Here is a 17,365-nt window from a genome sequence, read left to right as displayed (position 1 = left end):
CCATGGGAACGACTTCTCGCGTGCTGTCGGCGCTGCTCGGCCTCTTCCGGTCCGGATCCGCGCCCGCCACCCCCGCCCGCCCCCCGCGCCCCGCCACGGCCCCTACACGGCGCCCAGCGAGCCCCTCACGGCCCGCCACCGCCTCGACCGCGCCCGCAGGCACCGAGACCGTCGAGATCGATCCTCCGCGGCGCCTGACGCTGTCGTACGCCCCCGAGCGCGACGACGCACCCGACGGGGGAGAGATCATCTGGACGTGGGTGCCCTACGAGGAGCGGGACGGCCGCGGAAAAGACCGCCCCGTGCTCGTCCTCGGCAGAGCGGATGCCACCCGGTCCTACGCCGTGCGCCTGACGAGCAAGCCGCACGACGGCGACCGCCAGTACCTGTCGCTCGGCACGGGGGAGTGGGACCCGCAGCGCCGACCGTCGTGGGTCGACGTGGAGCAGGTGTACCTCGTACACGACGCGGGCATGCGCCGCGAGGCGGCCGCCCTCGACCGGAAGCGCTTCGACGCCGTCGCGGCAGCCCTGCAGAAGCGGTACGGGTGGTCGCGGGCGTGAGCGAGATGCTCCTCGATGGACCGAGGGGACGACGGCTGTGTCTCGAGTACGCGTGTCGCGATCCGCGGCTCGCCGACCTCGTGAGCTCCTACGCCTTCCACCATCGGGACGAGCGGTCCACGGTCATCGCGTTCGACGATGGGGAGCCGGCACCGATCCCCGACCCCGGCGTGGGCGACATCGCCGACGTGCTGGCCGCGGCATCCGCGGCTCCGCTCGACGACGTCGCCCTCGCGGCCGCGCTGCGCGCGACGGTCGATGTCGCGCGGTACTGGCAGGAGCCCGACACCCTCGACGAGCTCTGCTCCGATCCACGCGTCATCGGAGCGCTGAGCCCGCTCGCCCGCGACCTCCTCCGCCACGCGGGGGGCCGGTGGAACCGCGAGCGGAACGAAGAGCAATGGGCCGTGCAGTGGCGGCGGCCCGAGGCGACCGGGCCTCTCGCCCACGACGCCGCCGGCGCGCTCGCGGCGTGGGACGCCGAGATGCGCGCTCTGGAGGAGAGCGCGCGTGAGGAGTGGCCGAGCGATCCGACGGCCCGCCTGTCGGGCGAGTGGTGGTCGGTGCCCGTGCGGCTGCTGTCGACGCGAGGGAGCGTCGACGCGGCGCTCGACCTCGTCGAGGACTCCCTCGGCGAGGAGGTCGCGACGGTCGTCCCGGTCGTGGGATCGGGGCGCACGCTCGAGATCCGCGGCGCCGCGGACTGGGCGGCGCTCTGCCGGCGGTACCCCGTCGAGGTGACGGCCTCGCGCCGGCACGACTGGTTCCGCACGACGGGGCGCGACGGGCGCTGGCTTGTACCCGACTGGGGCCGCGTCGCCCACGAGTGGGAGGCCGTGCACCTGACCACCCTCGGCTACCTCGCCGGCGCCACACGAGTCATCACCGTCGACGACGAGTACGCGAGCGTCATCGCGGGATGGGAACCGGATTCGACGATCTGGCTCGCTGATGCGGTGGTCGAGAGCGGTGATCGACAGGAGTGGAGACGCGATCATCCGGATGCCGCGTGGAGGCGGGTCGCGCGAGTCGACACCCCGGGAACAACGAAGGCCCCCGGATGACCGGGGGCCTTTTCGGTGGGCGATACCAGACTCGAACTGATGACCTCTTCCGTGTGAAGGAAGCGCGCTACCAACTGCGCCAATCGCCCGCATCCCGAACGGGACTCATCGATCGTACCGGATGCCGAGAGGTGCTCCCGACCATTCCGGGAGACACGCGCGGGGCGCACCTCGTTTTGCGCGCGCGCTCAGATCGGGTAATGTCTTACGAGTGCTCGGGGCAAGCCCCGGGAACAAAATGCGGATGTAGCGCAGTTGGTAGCGCACAACCTTGCCAAGGTTGGGGTCGCGAGTTCGAGTCTCGTCATCCGCTCGAGTGGAGGGAACTGTCATCAGCACGGCTGATGAACAGATCACGACACGTGGGTCGAACCACATCACGGTGGCGTGGCCGAGCGGCTAGGCACCGGCCTGCAAAGCCGTTTACACGGGTTCGAATCCCGTCGCCACCTCAACTCACAAGAGAACAGCCTGTATAGGCGCGATTGGCGCAGCGGTAGCGCGCTTCCCTGACACGGAAGAGGTCACTGGTTCGATCCCAGTATCGCGCACCATGAAACCCCCGGATTTCCGGGGGTTTTTTGTTGTTCCTGGACGTGCGTGCAACACCCGTGCGATACCGCTCTGAGACGCCGTGCAATAGTGCATGCGCTCCGCTGTCCCAGTACTAAAGCCCTATGACCAGGGATAAAGACGCCGAGTCCGGCGCAACAACACAGAATCCGGCCGGTTCCGTCAACTCGATCGCATTCGGGCCGGGTGGGGAGACCGCTCAGTACGTCTTCGTGACGCCCGACATGGCTGCCGAGTTCCTCTCAGTGAACATCGACCGCAACCGGAACATCAAAAAGAGTCGCATCAGCGGGTACGTACGCGACATACAGACTGACAACTGGATTCTCACGGGGGAGGCCATCAAGTTCGACGTCAACGGGCGCCTCATCGACGGCCAGAACCGCTGCCACGCGATCGTAGGCGCCGGCAAGGGAGCCTGGGCGCTCGTCGTCCGGGGGATCAGCGAAGAGGCGCTGGTGGTGCTGGACTCCGGGTCTGCCCGAAACACGGGAGACATGCTCATCGTCACCGGACTTGCCGAGAAGGCAGACGCCAAAGATGTAGGCGCGATCGCGCGTCTGTGGGTTGCATGGAAGAGCGGCGACGTGAGGCACGCAGCGTCGAACCTCGGCGGAAGCTCGCAGCTCACGAAGACAGAAATGGCGGAGGCAGTGATGGGCATCGCAAACATCGAGTTCGCCGCCCGTCACGCACGCCTGATGTACCGCTACCTGCGCCTGCCGGTTAGCGCGCTCGGTGTCGCGTTCCTCGAGTTCTCCGCGCTCGACGTCGACGACACCGCCGAGTTTTTCAACCGCATCCGCGACGGCATCCAGAACGGCCCCGGCGACCCGTTCCTGACGCTCGCGCGGCGTGTTGTCAACGATCTGCAGGCAGGTGCCTCACGTCGCATCCTGCCTGGCCAAGCACTTTTCTATCTGTTCCGCACCTGGAACGCGTACCGAAGCGACGAATCACTCATCAAGCTCCAGGTTGGTTCGCCGCAGGCCGGTTTCACGCCCGTCCCGACTCCGAGGTGACGTGTGAGAACCCGCACCGGCTGAGTTGTGCAGGACCGACGAAGGGGAAGAATCACGATGGTCTCTAGCTCGTCGAGCCGCCTCATTCTTCCCTGTCCACCCGAAGCAGGTCGGCGGCGAGCATGTACGTCCATGAGATGCAGGATTCCGCCTCGGAAAGGGTAATGCGAGCATGAACCCCCTTGCTCGCAAGATCGTCGAGCGACTTGAGCCGAGTCGTAAAGGAACTCAAATTCGAGATCACTAGGTCGGCGTGCGTAGAACGCCCTCGGTGCTGACGTACGTATTCGACCAGACGGTTCCGGTAACGCTCGTCATCCAGCACTCTTCTCGCGCCGTCCTCGTCAATAACCGGCGCGGTCGGGGGAAACAGCGCGTCCGCGAGGGCTTTGATCGCACGGCGACACGACGCTGTCGCATGGCTCAAGGCCTCGTCATCGCCCTGCGCTACCCGCTCCTGCGCTGACGTTAGAGCAGTGAGTGCATCGGGCGCTCGCCTGGCTAGTTCGAGCTCGACAAATGCGTGCCCCCTCGCAACGACGTCTGGAGCAATCTGGCCCGCGAGGATCTGTGATTCGGCGTCGATGAGGTAACCATAAGCGGCGTCCCGAATGCGTTCCAAGACGAAACGTTCCTGGGCAATAACGGGGGCCAGCACAAGGCGGACCTTGTTCCTGTCGATCGAAGCCAGGCCTGTATCGATCTGTGTCATGCCGGGCGTCACGGGTTCGTCATGGGCCTTCGTGAGTTCCTGTAAGTGCGCCTCGACCGACGCAACTCCGCCGCTCATGACAGAGTCTTTGCCGTCCCGCTCGACTTTCCGGCGGGCCATCAGACGCTCGAACGCCGCCTCACGCTGTTTGTCCGCCTCAGTGCGTCCCACAAGAGCCACCAACCGATTTAGCAGCATCACACCCTGCGTCTTGTCCGTCCCCACGTCGAGACCTTCTGCCTCGATGCGTAGCCAAAACTCACCGAGCGCGTCTTGTCGGAGAGTCGCCACGCGGAGAGCAGCTCTCACTATCGCGCTAGCCGGGGCATCGCCGGAAGCGGCCGCCAGGCCGCCATCTAGGGCTGCGCTCACTCGTTCGCTGATGTCCACCGTCCGAACCTATCCATTACAAACGTCGGTGGTTCGTCTTAGCCTGGTGTTCTCTCGGCCGGAGGAAGGATCCGGCGCACCCGTGAGTGAGTGGCATCCCATCATGGCGGCCGTCGAGGGCCCCACCGGCACTTGGCGGATGATCGACCCGCAGGACCGCGAGTACGGGGTGATCGAGATACGGCGCGTGATGAACGGTGAACAGGTCGCTTACAGGGTCATCATGCGCGGTGAGGTCATCGGCTGGGCGCACACGCTCCGTCTCGCCTGCCATAAGGTGCATGTCGCCTACCTCGCCACGATGGGCAACCCCGGTCCGCCGGCCGCTGACTGGGGCGAGAAGACGGGAAACGGACGCCAACGGTAGTGCTCCCGTCGGCGCGACTCCAAATGTCTCATCTGCGACACCTTCGCCGAAGACGACAAGCACGGCCCCTGCCTGCTTCGTTGAAGGCCGGGGCCGTGGTGGTGGACCTGCGGCTAGGGCGTCGCGGGCGTGCGAATGAAGGCAATCCGGGCGGCTTTCGCGCCGATGGCTTCGGCTCGGGATCCTTCGGCTTCTGCCGCTGCTGCCAGCCGTGACTGCTGAGCGAGACGTTCCTTCTGCAGGCTCGCTGTGATCGCGGCAAGGTGGTCGGCGATGAAGGTTGCCAGACCGTCCTGAAGTTGGTCGAGGTTCGTGTTCTTGATTTCGAGACGCCTGTCCGACACGCGCAGCGTGACCTCGGGGTACCCGGCCGCGCTGAGCGCTGTGAGGCTGTCCGGCGAATGGATCGCGGAGACTTCCTGGGGCTCTGGGCGTCGGCTGAACACAGCGTCCACTTGGTAGGTCTCGGGGGCGTTGAGCGTCCCAAGACTGGGCGGCAGCGAGCCGGGAAGAACGGAAGTCAGCCCGAGGGGGTTGGGGTAAGCGGTCGGGGTCGGAGCCCCGTGCGTTGCGTGGTTCGGAGTGGACATGGGTTTGGAACCCTTTCAGGGTCAGCGCGTAGAGCGTGCTGCGGGTGTACCGATTAGGAGGTTTGACGGCCCGCGCGTGTGCGGATGATGCCGAAGATGATGGTGGCGACGAAAAGGATGATGCCGATGATGGCGAGCCACAGCAGCCCCTGGAACGTGAAACCCACGATCGTCAGCACCGCCCAAGCGACCAGTAAGACGAGAAGAGTTATCCACATATTCGTGACCATACGCTGTTCTCGTCGAATAGATAGGGGGCACTATTTGCAGCGAGAAAGTGGCCGCATTTCGGTTGATTGCACTTTCGCAGTGTCTCGTCAAGGCCCTCCGCTGGTGGCCTACTGGCCCGCGCCGGATCGATCGGCTCTCGAACGTGAACTCGTCGCCTGCCGCCCCTCGATCGGCGGGAAACAACGCACGTCGAAGTGTCTACCAGTAATACCGCAGCGAAAGATACGCCCCCCCATTTGGGGGACAGGGCCGATAGCGTGCGAAAGTCCCCGTCGTCAGGCAACCTTTGATGCCCCTCTTACTGGCGGCGGGGACCTTCGCGCATGAATCTATTCTCCATCGCTGCGAACCGGGTCGGGACTTGACTAACAGTAGGTTCGCGCCTACTCCCTCTGCTCCCGATCCACTTCTACGTCACGCCGAGCCTTACGCTCCGCGCGGCCACCTCGCCACAATGGTCAACCCGCGCCCGTCCGTAGGCGACTAGCAGTGACCGCCTAGTCGGCAGCCGCCTCACTCGGCGCATCTCTCTGCGCCATGAGGCGCTTGCGTGCTTCTAGGTGGTCTCCGATGTGGATGCCCCACAGCACGGCCTGCACGTTGGCGCAGTCCTCCTCGGCGAGAAGGTCCCACACCGAGGCCCACGTGCTGGCGTCAGTGGGCTTGCCCTGGAGCTTGATCCGCTCGGCGGGAAATGCTCGGGATACGGCGGCGCAGTCGTACCCGTACGGGCGGTCAGAGTCGCGCTTAGGGGGGTTCGAGCCGCACAGGTGCATCCACGTGTCGCCGCTGGTCTCGCCGAATGCGACGGCGACGATCTCGCCGCCGAGGATGATTTCGAGGTCTACCCAGTTGGCGTCTCTCATCCGTCTTGCTTCGGCGATCAAGAACTCAAGGCCCTCGTTGACGGGGGTTGTGGCTGCGGGCGGTTCTGGTTCCGCGGGGGGCGCGTCGAACTGCCGTTGCCGGTCGATGAGCTCATGAATGCCGGTCATGCGTTGCCGCCGTTCATCGCGGCGAGGTGTTCTTCGTAATCGGGGAATCGGTAGAGGTGTTCCGTGCCGATGAGCCCGTCCTGGACGGTCGTCAGGAAGAGGTCGCCGCCGATCTTCACCGGCTCAGGTGACGCTCCCGAGTCGTTCTCTTCACGCACGCGGACGGCAAGCTGAATGAACTCATCACGCGTGTTGGGATATTCGGGCTCGAATGTCTCCGGTGCTGGGCGGACTGCGACTGCCGGCCCGGTGTCGGACGTTGAGGCGTAGTCCAGGACGGATCGGTAGGTGTAGCGGGTGATTTGTGTCGAGCCGGTGGGGAACCCGAAGACGTAGACGGTAGAGCTTCCGATTTCTCCATGCGCCGCCCGAACGTAGGCATGGATGGTGCGCAGGAGGTCGGGGGCGATCTCGTCAAGCTCGGTGACGTCCCGGGGGCCGTGGATGGTCGAGAGATACCGATAGAGCTCGTCCCCAACAGTGGAGGTCCCGGTGAGAGCGATGGCGAGATTCATCGTCGGAAGCGCCCACACTTTGTGAGCGAACATCGCGGGACGATCGACTGCATCCGTTGCGAGCGTATCTGTGACGATGAGTGCCTCGGTGTCGGACTGGTCGAACATGAAGTAGCTCATGCGTCCTCCTTGGTGTAGATGCTGATGAAGTGCTCGGGCTTGCTGTTCTCGGCCGTGCGCGAGTGGAGAAGCTGCTGTCGTAGCCGCATCACACCGGTGTGACCACCGGCCGCGGCCACCTCTTCGGCGGTGAGAACGTGCTCACCGTTCGAGAGCAAGGCCGGCACTTTGTCATCGCGGGGTCCACCAGGGCCGAAGATTGGCCCACCTCCCGCGAACTGACCGACGTTCACCGGCCGACCCGATTCGGTTTTCATCTGCTGCACGTACACGGGAATGGTGCGGCCAGAGTAGTCCCGAATGAAGCCATCAATTTGAGTTCTTGCTCGCTGCGTCTCCGCGATGACCTTCCACTCCGTCTCCGATGGGATGCGGAAAATCTGGTCGGCAAGAGCACCCGCCTGGTCGGCGTTCATGCCGAGCTGCTCGGCACGGTCAATGAGGGCCTGGCGGCCGTTCTCGAGAGTGGCTCGGTAGGCGTCCGTGTTCCCGTCCAGCGCGAATTGCTTGTCAGCGGCGTCCTGAGCCTGTTTGGCGAGCTCATTCAGCATGTCCGTGTTGTCGCGCCCAGCCTGCGTGCTCGTGTCCAGTGTGGCGACGTACCCATCCGCCCCGTCACGGGCCTCCTGAAGGTACTCGTCGACCTTCGCGAGCGCGTTCTGATAATCGACGTTCGCGGAAACCGCATCCTGACCGACGCCATTAGCCTCATTGATGGTCCCGATGAGCTGCGAGAGCTCATCGTTCATCGAGGAGACTGCGCTCACCTCGTCGAGGTACTGACCCGCCGCGGTCTGAGCCTGGTTACCGGCTTTCTCCGTGGCGTCTCCCATCCCGCGGGACGCGTCAGCTTTCTGCTGGTTGACCTTGATCGCCTCTTCGATGGACTGGTTCTCCCCGAGAACTCCTTCCCGCACCAGCGTGGACGCGGCCGATACATCCGTCAGCGAGACGCCGAGGTCATCGGCGACTCGCTGGGCGGCGTCCATTTCGCCTCCACCAGCCCGGATGACGTCTTCGAGCTGGCGGAGGGCATCAATGTTGCCTGTCGCGGCGTCAGTGACGGTATCGAGCGAAAGGCCCAGCTTCTCTGCGGCGTCGTAGACGGACCCTCGTTGCATCCAGAGGAAGGACTTCTCAGTGGCGAGGTTTTCCTGTGCCAGCTTCCGGCTCGCTGCCGTGATCTGGTTCGTGCCATCTTCGAGCGTTTCTGCGTAGGCACGGGCATTCGATCGGGCCTCAGCCTGCACGCGAGCTACCTCGCCGATTACGGCGAGCAGACCGCCCAGAGCAAGGCCAACACCGCCCGCGGCGAGTGACAGGCCACCCATGCTCAGGCCTGCAGCGCGGACCGTGGCCGACATCTCTAGGAACTTCGGAACAGCGAGAAGGGCCGTGCCGCTTGAGAGAGCGACGGCCGCCGTCGCCCCACCAATCAACAGGGTTGCGTCCTTCACCGGCTCAGGAAGGCCGTTGTACATGTCCACGAGACCGGTAAGGGCCTGCACCATTGCCCGGAGAGTGTCGTTCGCGGCGCTGCCGGTTTCGATGAGCGCGGAGTCCATCGCGCCGCTCAGTGCTTCCAGGTCGCCCTTGAGGTTGTCGAGTCGGGTGCGAGCCTGTTCCGCCGCGTACCCGGAATCGTCTACCGCTTTCGTCCATTCATCGACGCCCTCTGCGCCGGCCTGGTACAGCGCTGTGGCGGCGGTAACCGTCTCACGACCGAAAATGATGCCTAGCGACGCGTCACGGGAAGCGCCATCCATGGTCCCGTACGCCTTCGCGAGCTGCCCTGCGGCGTTCTCGAGCCCCAAGAAATTGCCCTGGCTGTCGTAGAGGGTGACTCCGAGGCGTTCGATCTCGGCGCGAGCCTGGGACGACGGCGACGTAAGCGACGACAGCACGCCGCGCAGGGACGTGCCCGCCTGCTCGCCGATGATGCCCTGCTGAGCAAACAGTGCAAGCGCCCCTGTCGTCTCCTCGAGAGATACACCCATCGACGCTGCGACCGGGCCAACAAACTTGAGGCCCTGCGCCAGATCATCGACGGATCCCATTGCCTTACCCGCGCCCGCTGCGAGAACGTCCGCGACGTGCGCCGCATCCTGCCCCTGCAGTCCGAACTGGTTGAGCGCGGTCGACGTGATCTCCGCGGCTCGGGCGACGCTGAGCTGCCCCGCGGCGGCAAGATCCAGGGAGCCATTCAGCGCGCCCCCGAGAATGTCAGCCGTTGATACACCGGCTTTCGCTAGTTCCTCGATAGCCTGCGCGGCCTCGGTGGCGGAGAACACGGTAGACGCTCCCGCGTCGATCGCGGCGTCGCGGAGGAGCCCCATGTTCTCCCGGGTTTCGCCGGTCGCCGCCTGCACGTTGCTCATCTGAGCGTCAAACTCAGCGAATTTCGTAACCGCGACAGTCAGGCCGGCGGCAATGAGACCGCCTGCGACCATCGCGGTCTTTCCGACAGCTTCGAACGCCTCCCGGGTCTGCCGAAGCTTCTCGCCTTCAGTTCCGACCGTGCGGGTCGCCTGAGCGGCCTCGAGCATTTTCGTTTTGTAGTCCGCCACCGCAGCGGACAAGACGACCTTTACAACTCTGTCGGGCACAGTAAGCCCCTTCCGTAGATGGCGAAGGCCCCCGCCTCGAAGGTGAGGTGAGGGCCGATGGCTTGATCAATATGCAGAGCGAGGGCGCAACCGGAAAAAACGAGGTCGAGCCGCACGCAGAATCCGAGTTGCTATCCCCGGCGGTCCTAGTCGATGCGAGGGGAGGGGGTGCCAGGAGTCACGGGCCGATTCACTGCGATCGAACCCATGCCTCCCACGTTGCCCTGATCTCATCCCATTCCTCGTCGGTGTAGAAGCGGGAGATGATGCCCCAGCCTCCGGGCACGCCGTAGGTCTCGCCTCCGTCGACGTCACCGATTCCGGGGACATGAACTGGATTCCCGGTTGGGCCGGCGACCATGAGCATCGAGCCGTGAGCTTCGCTCTCCTCAGCCGTCAGGTTGCCGCGCGGATGTGGGCCGCCGTCTGAGCCAACGGATCGGACCAGGCGAACACCGGCCAGCCCACCCACTTTGGGATCCGGGATGCTGAGGTGCCACGTCTTCCACTTCCCCTCGACCGTCCGCACGTTGGGTGGGTCTGTCGTCGTGCTGTAGCTGGATACGTCTTCGTCCATCTGCGTGGAGAAGGGAGCGCCTCCAAACTCGAACCGGTACAACTCGCTTGCCATTTCCATCCCTTCACGCCGCTGCCGATGTCTTTCATTTGCGAACACAACAGGCCCCTGCTCAAAAAGAGCAAGGGCCTGATGAGGCTCGGGTGTTGCGAGACTGAACTCAGTCGCTCGATGCGGCTTCCCGATTCAAAAAGCGCGAGAGTCTTGCTGAGCGGCCGTACACCTCGTCGATCACCTCGTCCATAAGTGCGAGTGCGCCCGCAGAATCCTCGTTATCGACGATGCTCACCGAAAAGTCACCGTGGGCCTGATCATTAGCAATATGTCGAACCGCATGAGCCGCCTCACCCACGAGAGGTCTCAGCACGTTCTTGGCCACCAGTGCCTCGATCTTCTCGTAAAGCCGGCCCTTCGTGACACCCTGATCCTTGGCTGCAGCTTCGATGACTCCGCGAGCCATCAAGATTGACGCGCGGTGGGCCCCAATGCTTTGACATCGGTGTGCCTCGTCCGCCGGTCCCGAGATGTGCGAGGGGAGGTCTGGATAGTCCTTTCCGACAGGTTCAGTCGGTATCCAATACTGGATACCTCGCTGCAGGATCTTCGCCATCTCCGCCTGAGGCATTGAGTGACTTACGAACGCCAGACGCGACTCGAAGCCATCGATCCCATCCTGGAAGCCCATCCGATCCGAGCCGCCGATGACGAAGCGCCCGCAAGCCGCGCACTGGAACGCTGCTTCGACCCGATGCGCCCGGTCGTCTATCCAACGAACGCTGCCGTCCACGTAGATCATGTGCGCTTGCAGGTTGCAATACGGGCAGCGCCGCAGTCCTTCCACCATGACTCGACGGTACACGCGCCCTACGCGTGCATAAACTGCGGCAAGCTCTGAGATCAAACCTGGCATCGGGGCCCCGTTTTCCTCCGCTAAGTGACGATCTGTCCTGGGAATGGTGCAAGTAGCCGCAGTCGTGGGTCGCGGTTTGGGGTCGTTTCTCGAAGCTCCCCGTCCTGGAATAGCTGCGTCCTGTACATGTACTTCCGGGCACTGACATTTGCGATGAAACTAGTCATCACGCCCACCCGTGCGTAGGAGCCGTTTGCGCTCGAGTGATCGCCGCCCACACGGATGTCGACGAGGTCGAGCTCAGGAACTCCTGCGTACATGGCGCGCATCGCTTCGCCGTTCGTTGCTGGTACCACGACGTCGTCTGCGGTTCCCCACATTTGGAGTACGCGGGACGCCTGCCACGCTGACGGGGGACCGTCGATCGGGTTTAGGCCGGCGATCGCGGCGACGAACGCGTCTCGGTTGTCTACTCCCCACGCAGCGTTCATCTGGGGGCGACGTGCGCCGTTCTGGTAGTCGTACTGGCCTAGAAGGTTCTGAGTGCCGCTGTTGATGATGAGGCCGATCCATCGCGTGTTTTCGCGTGACGGGTTGCGGTAGGGGGTGCCGTTCCGTGCCTCGGCGTTTCGGCGCGCCTGGTAGATGCGGGTTGCGACGACGCCGCCCATCGATCGTCCGAGCACGAGCCATTGATCGACGGTGTATCGCTTGTCGACGTAGTCGATGAGCTCGTTATAAGCCGTTTCCGATGCGCGGTTGCCCCACGACTGCAGGCCGCCGCCCGTGCCCTCTACCCACCCGAACCCGTTGTCGATGAGCCACTCGCGGAACGAGAGCGGCCAGGGACCGGCGTTGTCTGTGAACTGGTTGGCGGCTCCGTCCGCACCGTGTGTGTATAAGACGAACTTGTCTGCGCCGTCGATGGGTGCGCCCACCCACACCACCTGACCCGATGGGAGAGTCGCTGCCGTCGCCTTGTAGCCAGTGCCGACTGAGGTAGTTGCCATCGATTAGTCCTATCGTTCTCGTTGTATGAACTGAACGCGTTCACCGCAGCCGCTAAGCTGACGCAAAATTACGTCGCTGGGATGTTTCGCTAGGTGGGGGCCAAATGCGCAAAACGATGTCCGCGATCGCACTGGCGGTCGTTCTCATGGTCACAACAATCGCCGCGCCGGCAGCGGTCGCGTCGACCAACCCGACTCCGGCCTCCGGGCCAACAATGACCGCAGACGTTGCGCTCAGGTGGTGCACATGGGGAAGCGGAGGGCGCTGCTACCCCCGCCTGGATGCTGTAGTCCCAACCGGCACGACCGTCAATGCGGTCTGCTGGACCAAAGGCGCCAATGTCACGGGGGCGTACAAGACAAACCACTGGATCTTTGTCGCCTACGGGATGGTGAAGGGTTGGGTGCACTCATCTTGGGTTGCAAACAGTGGGCTGCACGTGCAAGTCAGCGGCGGCCCGGAGGAACTTTCAAGTTGTAGAGCTACGCGGGCGGACATCCTGGCCCCCAACTACGCGATGCAATTCATTGACAGAGGGAAGATGCCGAAGACCTTCGCGCTCTCGTTATTCCCCGCGGAGGAGTGGGGATACGACGGCACTCGGTCGCTCGTAGGACAACTTTCCGGCAACAGTGCGAAACTCACGTACTGGGGCTACCGCGCAATCGGCAAAGACATCCCGGGGTCAGGTAAGCCGATCGACATCTTCAACCAAAACTACTCCTCCGCGGCCAGCACTTCGGGTACCGCACCCATTGGTGCACTCATGTTCTGGAGCGCCGCCCAGGGAAACGGAAACCAAGGACTCGTCGGGATTAGCGTCGGCGGCGGAAAAGTCTTCATCGCGCAGGGGAAGCGCACGCCCGGACCTAAATCCAACCGACACGCGAACGTTGTGGACGCGACCAAAGTCGACTCCGGTGTGTACCTCGGATGGGTGACGCCCTAGCCCTGCCTCGCGACGCCCCTGTGGAAAAAAAGACCGGGGAGGGGGCTCGGCATTACCCGGAGACCTTCGCTGAGAGGGCCTCGGGGGCCCCTCCCCACCCCTCGAACAAATGTTCGAATGGGTCAGTCGACGACGAACCCGCGCTGTGATTCGCGTCGTGGCGGTTCGCTGTTGAGCATGTCCGTGTACTCATTCGCGTACTGACCTGTTCGGTGGACGCTCAGGGGTGTTGCCTGTGTGACCCATACGATGAGGTCTGCGGTGACAGGTACGAGTCCGCCGCGTCGTCCTGTTGCGGCGCAGGTTTGCACGATGCGTCGCGCTGTTTCGTACTCGACGGTGAGTGTGTGCGGCCCGATGGTGAGTGTGGTGTCTGCGGTCACGGCCAACCGTCTGTGTCGTCTTCGTACGTCATGCGCTCGATCTGTCGGGCTGTGGGTGCGCGGCGTTCGCTGTCACCTGTTCGCTCCTTGAGGCGTTGTGCCTGTGCGGTGAGGGTGGCTTCGTCGTCCCCGGTGAGGAGGAGAGCGTCGTCGCTGGTGAGTCCGTAGTCGGCCATGACTCTTGCGATGAGGGCGTCGTGTCGTGCTGCGGCTAGCTCGCGCTCGAGGTGGGCGATCTGTGCTGCCACGTCGCCCCCTGCGTAGGCGACGCGTGCGACTTCGACCGGTGTGGTGTCGGTCATCCCAGGAGGCCGTACGTCATCGTGCGGCCGAGTGAGTTCTCCTTGATCTCCTTGAGGTTGTGGAGGTCGCGGACGACGTCGCTCAGCTCGGGCTTCTCCGCGATGAACGCGTTGATAACGGTGGTCCAGCCGGCGTCGATCGCGCGTCGGAAGACGGCGTGAGCAAGGGAGGTGTCGTTGTTGCGGAAGGCGCGCTTGAGCACGGGGATTGCCTCCTCCGCGTCCTTGAGGTTGTCGGCCCGGTCGTGCGCGTCGCGGAACGCAATGATGTCGTTTGCGCCGACGCCACGTCCCGCCGCTTCGATGCGTGCTTCGAGGCGGCGCATTTCGGTGTCGATCGCTGCTTCCTCCTTGGCGCGGAGGGCGCGGAGACGCTCCTTGGCCTGTGTGCGTTCGGCGTTCTTGTAGTCGGTCTTGCCGGCGTCGCTGAGCGAGGTGTCGTTGTCAATGTCGCGGGTGGCTCGGCTGTAGCCGTCGTGCTCGCGCCCGGCTGCGTCGCGAATGCTGCTGATGGTCTCGTGGAGGGTGTTGAGTCCCATGAGGTATTTCTCCTAGTTCTTTCTGTGCGCGGCAATATAGGTCTCGGCTTCGCTGGTTGCGATCACCCATTCGCGGCCGTTCTTTGTGGCGGGGAGGGATTGTTGGGCGATGTGCAGTCGCACGGTGCGTTCGGAGATTCCGGCTCTTCGTGCGACTTGTCCAACCGTCGTATATCCATACTCGTCGGATGCCGTCAATTGCCGCCGTTCGCTGCCGTCAGCGGCAGGTTTGCTGAAAGCGGTGAGGGCTACGGCGTGGAGGATCCGATAAAGCGCTGTGTCGTCGCGGCGATTCGACATGAGGTTCCGAAATTGCGCACCTTGATAGAGGATCTGTGCTTCTTCGACGCTGAGGAAGATCCCGGATTTGACGAATGCGCTCATCGGTTGTTCCTCCTGAGGTCGACGTTTCGCGCGGCTGTTGCTCCGGTGGGGTCTGCGTAGCCGCTGTGTGCGTAGAGCTCGAATCCCTGCCAGCTTTTCGCTTCGATCTGGTCGGCTAGGTAGGTGTCGATGATGTGGCGGGCTCGTTGGGTGCTGCCGATGCTGCGGATGAGGCGGGCCATGCGTCCGCCTCGGTATGGGATCCCTGCGTTGTAGAACGCGTGGCCGGCGTAGCTGATGAGTGCTTCTACGGTTTGAGGTTCGGTCATGACTGTTACCGTCGATCGACGTCACTGAGTTCATTGGAGTTGTCGGGCCTGGGGGCGTATGTGTTCACTTGACAACCTCCGGCTCACAGCCCATGACGCAGTGACGATCGGTGATCATCTTGTGACCGCACTTACCGGTCCCCGCATCACCGGCAGAGGCGGCCTCCGGTCTGCCGGCTCTGCCCTGTCCTTCTTCCTCTCTTAGGGAGAGGACGGGACGGGACGGGGCACTCTTACTGAGTGGCTCAGTAAGCGGCTTACGCGATTGCTTACTTTCGACCTGGGGGCACCTCGAGGTGCAGGCGCTGTGGTCGCCCGCGGCATGGCGATCCCCACGATCGCGATACGCCGCTTGAGACTCAGCGTTACGCTTCTGCCGGCGCTTCACCTGTTCGGCGGTCTCCTGGCCCGACCAGTCGAGGAAGAGATCATCGGGGGAGTCGGATGCTGACCACAGGCCAGAAAGGACGAGTTCGCTCACCACTTGGTCGGTGTCGATGTCTGGTAACAGTCGCCGCGCTCGAGAGCGTGTGATGCGTCCGTCCGTGAGCTGCTTGTTGCACCAACTGAGTCCATATATGTGCAGACGGAACGCCTCATGGCTGAGGTCGTTGATGGCGTCATTGTCGTAGAAGTCGTCACTGAGCCGAGTCCAGGTCATCGCGACCCGCCGTTCGGCGCGGCAGTGTTGCGGGTGAGCCCGACGGTAGAATTGGAACCGATCAGCCTGCCAGCCAGATCTTCGACAGCCGCCTCCGGGCGGCTTTCGTTTGCGCTCACTCGGCGTCACCTCCGACGTACTGCAAAGGTGTCCCCTGGATGCTGTTTAGGTCGACCCGTATGCGCCGCGGTCCGATTCGCTCAGCGTAAACATCGCCGCGCGAAATCATTCGCCTTATGGTCTTGCCGCTGACTCCACTTTCCCCCGCGGCTTGGTCGATCGAGCCCCACCTGCGGGTCATCGCTGATGCCCTTCGTGAGAGTTTGCGATGACGGAGATCAACGCGTCACGCTGCTCAGGCAGGAGCGGCGGAGCTTCTTTCAGCGTTTGATCGATGTATTGATGCAGCTTGGCTACAGCGAGAGAACGGCGCGCCTGAATCAGTTCAGGGTCGTTCTCGTTTCGAGAGCGCGAGTAAGCGGCCACACGGCCTCGGGAGGCGAAAATCAAAGACGCCACGGCGATTACCCCTTTGAGGTATTCGTCCGTGGCGTCCAGACACTTTTTCCGCCGGTTCGCCTTGACGGCGATCCCCTCCGCATGGAGTGTTGCTAAGCATACTGGCAGCTAATACATCTAGCAGCATGGCGCTGGGTCTTCGGCGTGTCGCGAACCCGAACTCAGCCAACGCACCGCACCTCAGCGTCCCCCTGGCAGGACTCGAACCTGCACACGGCGCTTAGAGGGCGCCCGCTCTTTCCATTGAGCTACAGAGGGGGGAGGGTGCTCACAAAGTGAGCACCCCTGGGCTACCGGCCAGTTCTACGACGGGCTCACACCGGACGACAGTTCGATCATCATCTCGAGCTCGAGCTGAACCAGGGGGTCGTCGACGATGCGCCCCCCGATTATGCGAAACACGAATGTCCCGTCCGGCCTTTTGCGACGCTGGGCTTCGGAGCGGTTCTGGTAGAACAGCGCGCCCTGGATGTGTAGCGCCTGCTCGGCGTGCTGCCGATCCTCCATCGTGGCGTCGTGGAAATACCGAACGATGAGGAGGCGTTCCGAGGGGATCCGGAACAGTCGGTAGGTAAATCTCGCGAGAGCACCATTCGTCGCGGTGTCGTAATGCACGCTTGTCGTCGACTCGCGAGTGTCAATCTTCACAGTGTGGCCGGCATAGGGGCCGCGGCGGATCTCGGCCTCGGTGCTCATCGGATCACCCCCGCGAGAACCGCCGCGTGGCAGAGGCTAAACACGACATGCGCGAGCTGCGCGCTCTCAATGAAGGTCGAGTCGTCACCGGTCGTGAGCTTGATGGATTCGAGTGTGGGACCAACAGTGCCATCTGGCCGCACGTCCGTCTGCCACTCCACGGCGACGGTCACCATCGGGTCTTCGATGATTGTCGCGGTGTCCATGATGAACACCCCGCCCTCGCGCTCCTCAGCTTCTCGCTCGTAGTCGGGGCGATCGGCCCACGTCGGGGCGGCGACCAACTTCGCGGCCCGTTTGATACTCAGCGTGCTCATGATCCGACCTCCTCGAGCGTCGAGAGGTCGAGCGCCCCGGAGTCGGTTTTCCGAATCGCGGCGGTATCATTGGTGATGGTCATCAGGACTCTCCAGTTCTTGACCTCGCCCCTGTTCGAGTTGCACCTCGAGCGGGGGCATCTTCGTGACGGCGGGTGCC

General features: G+C 63.6%; 20 protein-coding genes and 5 tRNA genes. 8 read left to right on the top strand and 17 right to left on the bottom strand.

What is annotated here, in order from left to right; translation table 11 throughout:
* Positions 1-2 precede the first annotated feature (2 nt).
* Together AB0N80_RS14255 and AB0N80_RS14250 are read left to right on the top strand one after the other, a co-directional pair.
* Positions 3-563 (top strand): type II toxin-antitoxin system PemK/MazF family toxin, encoded by a 561-nt coding sequence (locus tag AB0N80_RS14255; protein ID WP_363579073.1) that lies wholly within the window; start codon positions 3-5, stop codon positions 561-563.
* Positions 560-1,627, top strand: a complete 1,068-nt coding sequence (locus tag AB0N80_RS14250) for a hypothetical protein (RefSeq protein ID WP_363579072.1) — start codon at positions 560-562, stop codon at positions 1,625-1,627. The genes AB0N80_RS14255 and AB0N80_RS14250 overlap by 4 nt, the downstream gene beginning before the upstream one ends.
* Before the next feature lie 16 nt (positions 1,628-1,643).
* On the opposite strand, the gene AB0N80_RS14245 is transcribed toward AB0N80_RS14250, so the two are convergent.
* A tRNA-Val gene (locus tag AB0N80_RS14245) sits at positions 1,644-1,716 on the bottom strand.
* 151 nt (positions 1,717-1,867) lie between these two features.
* On the opposite strand from AB0N80_RS14245, the gene AB0N80_RS14240 reads away from it, so the two are divergent.
* From AB0N80_RS14240 to AB0N80_RS14225, 4 genes are all read left to right on the top strand, one after another.
* Positions 1,868-1,940, top strand: a tRNA-Gly gene (locus AB0N80_RS14240).
* A 68-nt stretch (positions 1,941-2,008) separates the two neighbouring features.
* A tRNA-Cys gene (locus tag AB0N80_RS14235) sits at positions 2,009-2,079 on the top strand.
* A 27-nt stretch (positions 2,080-2,106) separates the two neighbouring features.
* Positions 2,107-2,181: transfer RNA gene (locus tag AB0N80_RS14230), tRNA-Val, on the top strand.
* A 123-nt stretch (positions 2,182-2,304) separates the two neighbouring features.
* A complete protein-coding gene (locus tag AB0N80_RS14225; protein ID WP_363579071.1) occupies positions 2,305-3,222 on the top strand; it encodes a hypothetical protein in 918 nt (305 codons plus the stop codon).
* An 82-nt stretch (positions 3,223-3,304) separates the two neighbouring features.
* On the opposite strand, the gene AB0N80_RS14220 is transcribed toward AB0N80_RS14225, so the two are convergent.
* On the bottom strand, positions 3,305-4,324 hold the full coding sequence (locus AB0N80_RS14220) for a hypothetical protein (protein WP_363579070.1): 1,020 nt from the start codon (positions 4,322-4,324) through the stop codon (positions 3,305-3,307).
* Between the two features lie 103 nt (positions 4,325-4,427).
* Here AB0N80_RS14220 and AB0N80_RS14215 point away from each other — a divergent pair, with 103 nt between their 5' ends.
* Positions 4,428-4,691 (top strand): hypothetical protein, encoded by a 264-nt coding sequence (locus AB0N80_RS14215; protein ID WP_363579069.1) that lies wholly within the window; start codon positions 4,428-4,430, stop codon positions 4,689-4,691.
* Between the two features lie 113 nt (positions 4,692-4,804).
* Here the strand turns inward: AB0N80_RS14215 and AB0N80_RS14210 are convergent, their stop codons facing one another.
* The 8 genes from AB0N80_RS14210 to AB0N80_RS14175 form a co-directional block, all read right to left on the bottom strand.
* On the bottom strand, positions 4,805-5,281 hold the full coding sequence (locus AB0N80_RS14210) for a hypothetical protein (RefSeq protein ID WP_363579068.1): 477 nt from the start codon (positions 5,279-5,281) through the stop codon (positions 4,805-4,807).
* 53 nt (positions 5,282-5,334) lie between these two features.
* On the bottom strand, positions 5,335-5,499 hold the full coding sequence (locus tag AB0N80_RS14205; protein WP_363579067.1) for a hypothetical protein: 165 nt from the start codon (positions 5,497-5,499) through the stop codon (positions 5,335-5,337).
* A gap of 510 nt (positions 5,500-6,009) precedes the next feature.
* A complete protein-coding gene (locus tag AB0N80_RS14200; protein ID WP_363579066.1) occupies positions 6,010-6,507 on the bottom strand; it encodes a hypothetical protein in 498 nt (165 codons plus the stop codon).
* Positions 6,504-7,142, bottom strand: coding sequence for a hypothetical protein (locus AB0N80_RS14195; RefSeq protein ID WP_363579065.1), 639 nt, complete (start codon positions 7,140-7,142; stop codon positions 6,504-6,506). Before AB0N80_RS14195 ends, AB0N80_RS14200 begins: the two co-directional genes overlap by 4 nt.
* Positions 7,139-9,688 (bottom strand): phage tail tape measure protein, encoded by a 2,550-nt coding sequence (locus tag AB0N80_RS14190; RefSeq protein WP_363579064.1) that lies wholly within the window; start codon positions 9,686-9,688, stop codon positions 7,139-7,141. The genes AB0N80_RS14195 and AB0N80_RS14190 overlap by 4 nt, the downstream gene beginning before the upstream one ends.
* Before the next feature lie 250 nt (positions 9,689-9,938).
* Positions 9,939-10,379: a hypothetical protein gene (locus AB0N80_RS14185; protein ID WP_363579063.1), complete on the bottom strand. Its 441-nt coding sequence runs from the start codon at positions 10,377-10,379 to the stop codon at positions 9,939-9,941.
* Positions 10,380-10,485: 106 nt separating this feature from the next.
* Positions 10,486-11,169: a DUF4145 domain-containing protein gene (locus AB0N80_RS14180; protein WP_363579062.1), complete on the bottom strand. Its 684-nt coding sequence runs from the start codon at positions 11,167-11,169 to the stop codon at positions 10,486-10,488.
* 86 nt (positions 11,170-11,255) lie between these two features.
* Positions 11,256-12,113, bottom strand: a complete 858-nt coding sequence (locus AB0N80_RS14175; protein ID WP_363579061.1) for a hypothetical protein — start codon at positions 12,111-12,113, stop codon at positions 11,256-11,258.
* Positions 12,114-12,289: 176 nt separating this feature from the next.
* On the opposite strand from AB0N80_RS14175, the gene AB0N80_RS14170 reads away from it, so the two are divergent.
* Positions 12,290-13,135: a hypothetical protein gene (locus AB0N80_RS14170; protein ID WP_363579060.1), complete on the top strand. Its 846-nt coding sequence runs from the start codon at positions 12,290-12,292 to the stop codon at positions 13,133-13,135.
* A gap of 379 nt (positions 13,136-13,514) precedes the next feature.
* Here AB0N80_RS14170 and AB0N80_RS14165 read toward each other — a convergent pair whose 3' ends face one another.
* The 7 genes from AB0N80_RS14165 to AB0N80_RS14135 all read right to left on the bottom strand — a co-directional run bounded on the left by AB0N80_RS14165 (position 13,515) and on the right by AB0N80_RS14135 (position 17,205).
* Positions 13,515-13,820: a hypothetical protein gene (locus AB0N80_RS14165; RefSeq protein WP_363579059.1), complete on the bottom strand. Its 306-nt coding sequence runs from the start codon at positions 13,818-13,820 to the stop codon at positions 13,515-13,517.
* A complete protein-coding gene (locus AB0N80_RS14160) occupies positions 13,817-14,359 on the bottom strand; it encodes a hypothetical protein (RefSeq protein ID WP_363579058.1) in 543 nt (180 codons plus the stop codon). Before AB0N80_RS14160 ends, AB0N80_RS14165 begins: the two co-directional genes overlap by 4 nt.
* A gap of 12 nt (positions 14,360-14,371) precedes the next feature.
* The gene (locus AB0N80_RS14155; RefSeq protein ID WP_363390694.1) at positions 14,372-14,743 is read right to left on the bottom strand and encodes a helix-turn-helix domain-containing protein; all 372 of its coding nucleotides are present in this window, start codon (positions 14,741-14,743) and stop codon (positions 14,372-14,374) included.
* Positions 14,740-15,012, bottom strand: a complete 273-nt coding sequence (locus tag AB0N80_RS14150) for a hypothetical protein (RefSeq protein ID WP_363579057.1) — start codon at positions 15,010-15,012, stop codon at positions 14,740-14,742. Before AB0N80_RS14150 ends, AB0N80_RS14155 begins: the two co-directional genes overlap by 4 nt.
* Positions 15,013-16,378: 1,366 nt before the next feature.
* A tRNA-Arg gene (locus AB0N80_RS14145) sits at positions 16,379-16,450 on the bottom strand.
* Between the two features lie 45 nt (positions 16,451-16,495).
* Positions 16,496-16,888: a hypothetical protein gene (locus tag AB0N80_RS14140; RefSeq protein ID WP_363579056.1), complete on the bottom strand. Its 393-nt coding sequence runs from the start codon at positions 16,886-16,888 to the stop codon at positions 16,496-16,498.
* Positions 16,885-17,205, bottom strand: a complete 321-nt coding sequence (locus AB0N80_RS14135) for a hypothetical protein (protein ID WP_363579055.1) — start codon at positions 17,203-17,205, stop codon at positions 16,885-16,887. Before AB0N80_RS14135 ends, AB0N80_RS14140 begins: the two co-directional genes overlap by 4 nt.
* Positions 17,206-17,365: the final 160 nt, after the last annotated feature.

Source organism: Microbacterium sp. NPDC089188 (assembly GCF_040685155.1).
GTDB lineage: Bacteria > Actinomycetota > Actinomycetes > Actinomycetales > Microbacteriaceae > Microbacterium > Microbacterium galbum.
Note: the sequence above shows the minus strand (reverse complement) of the source record. Positions and strands in the feature narration are given on the sequence as shown.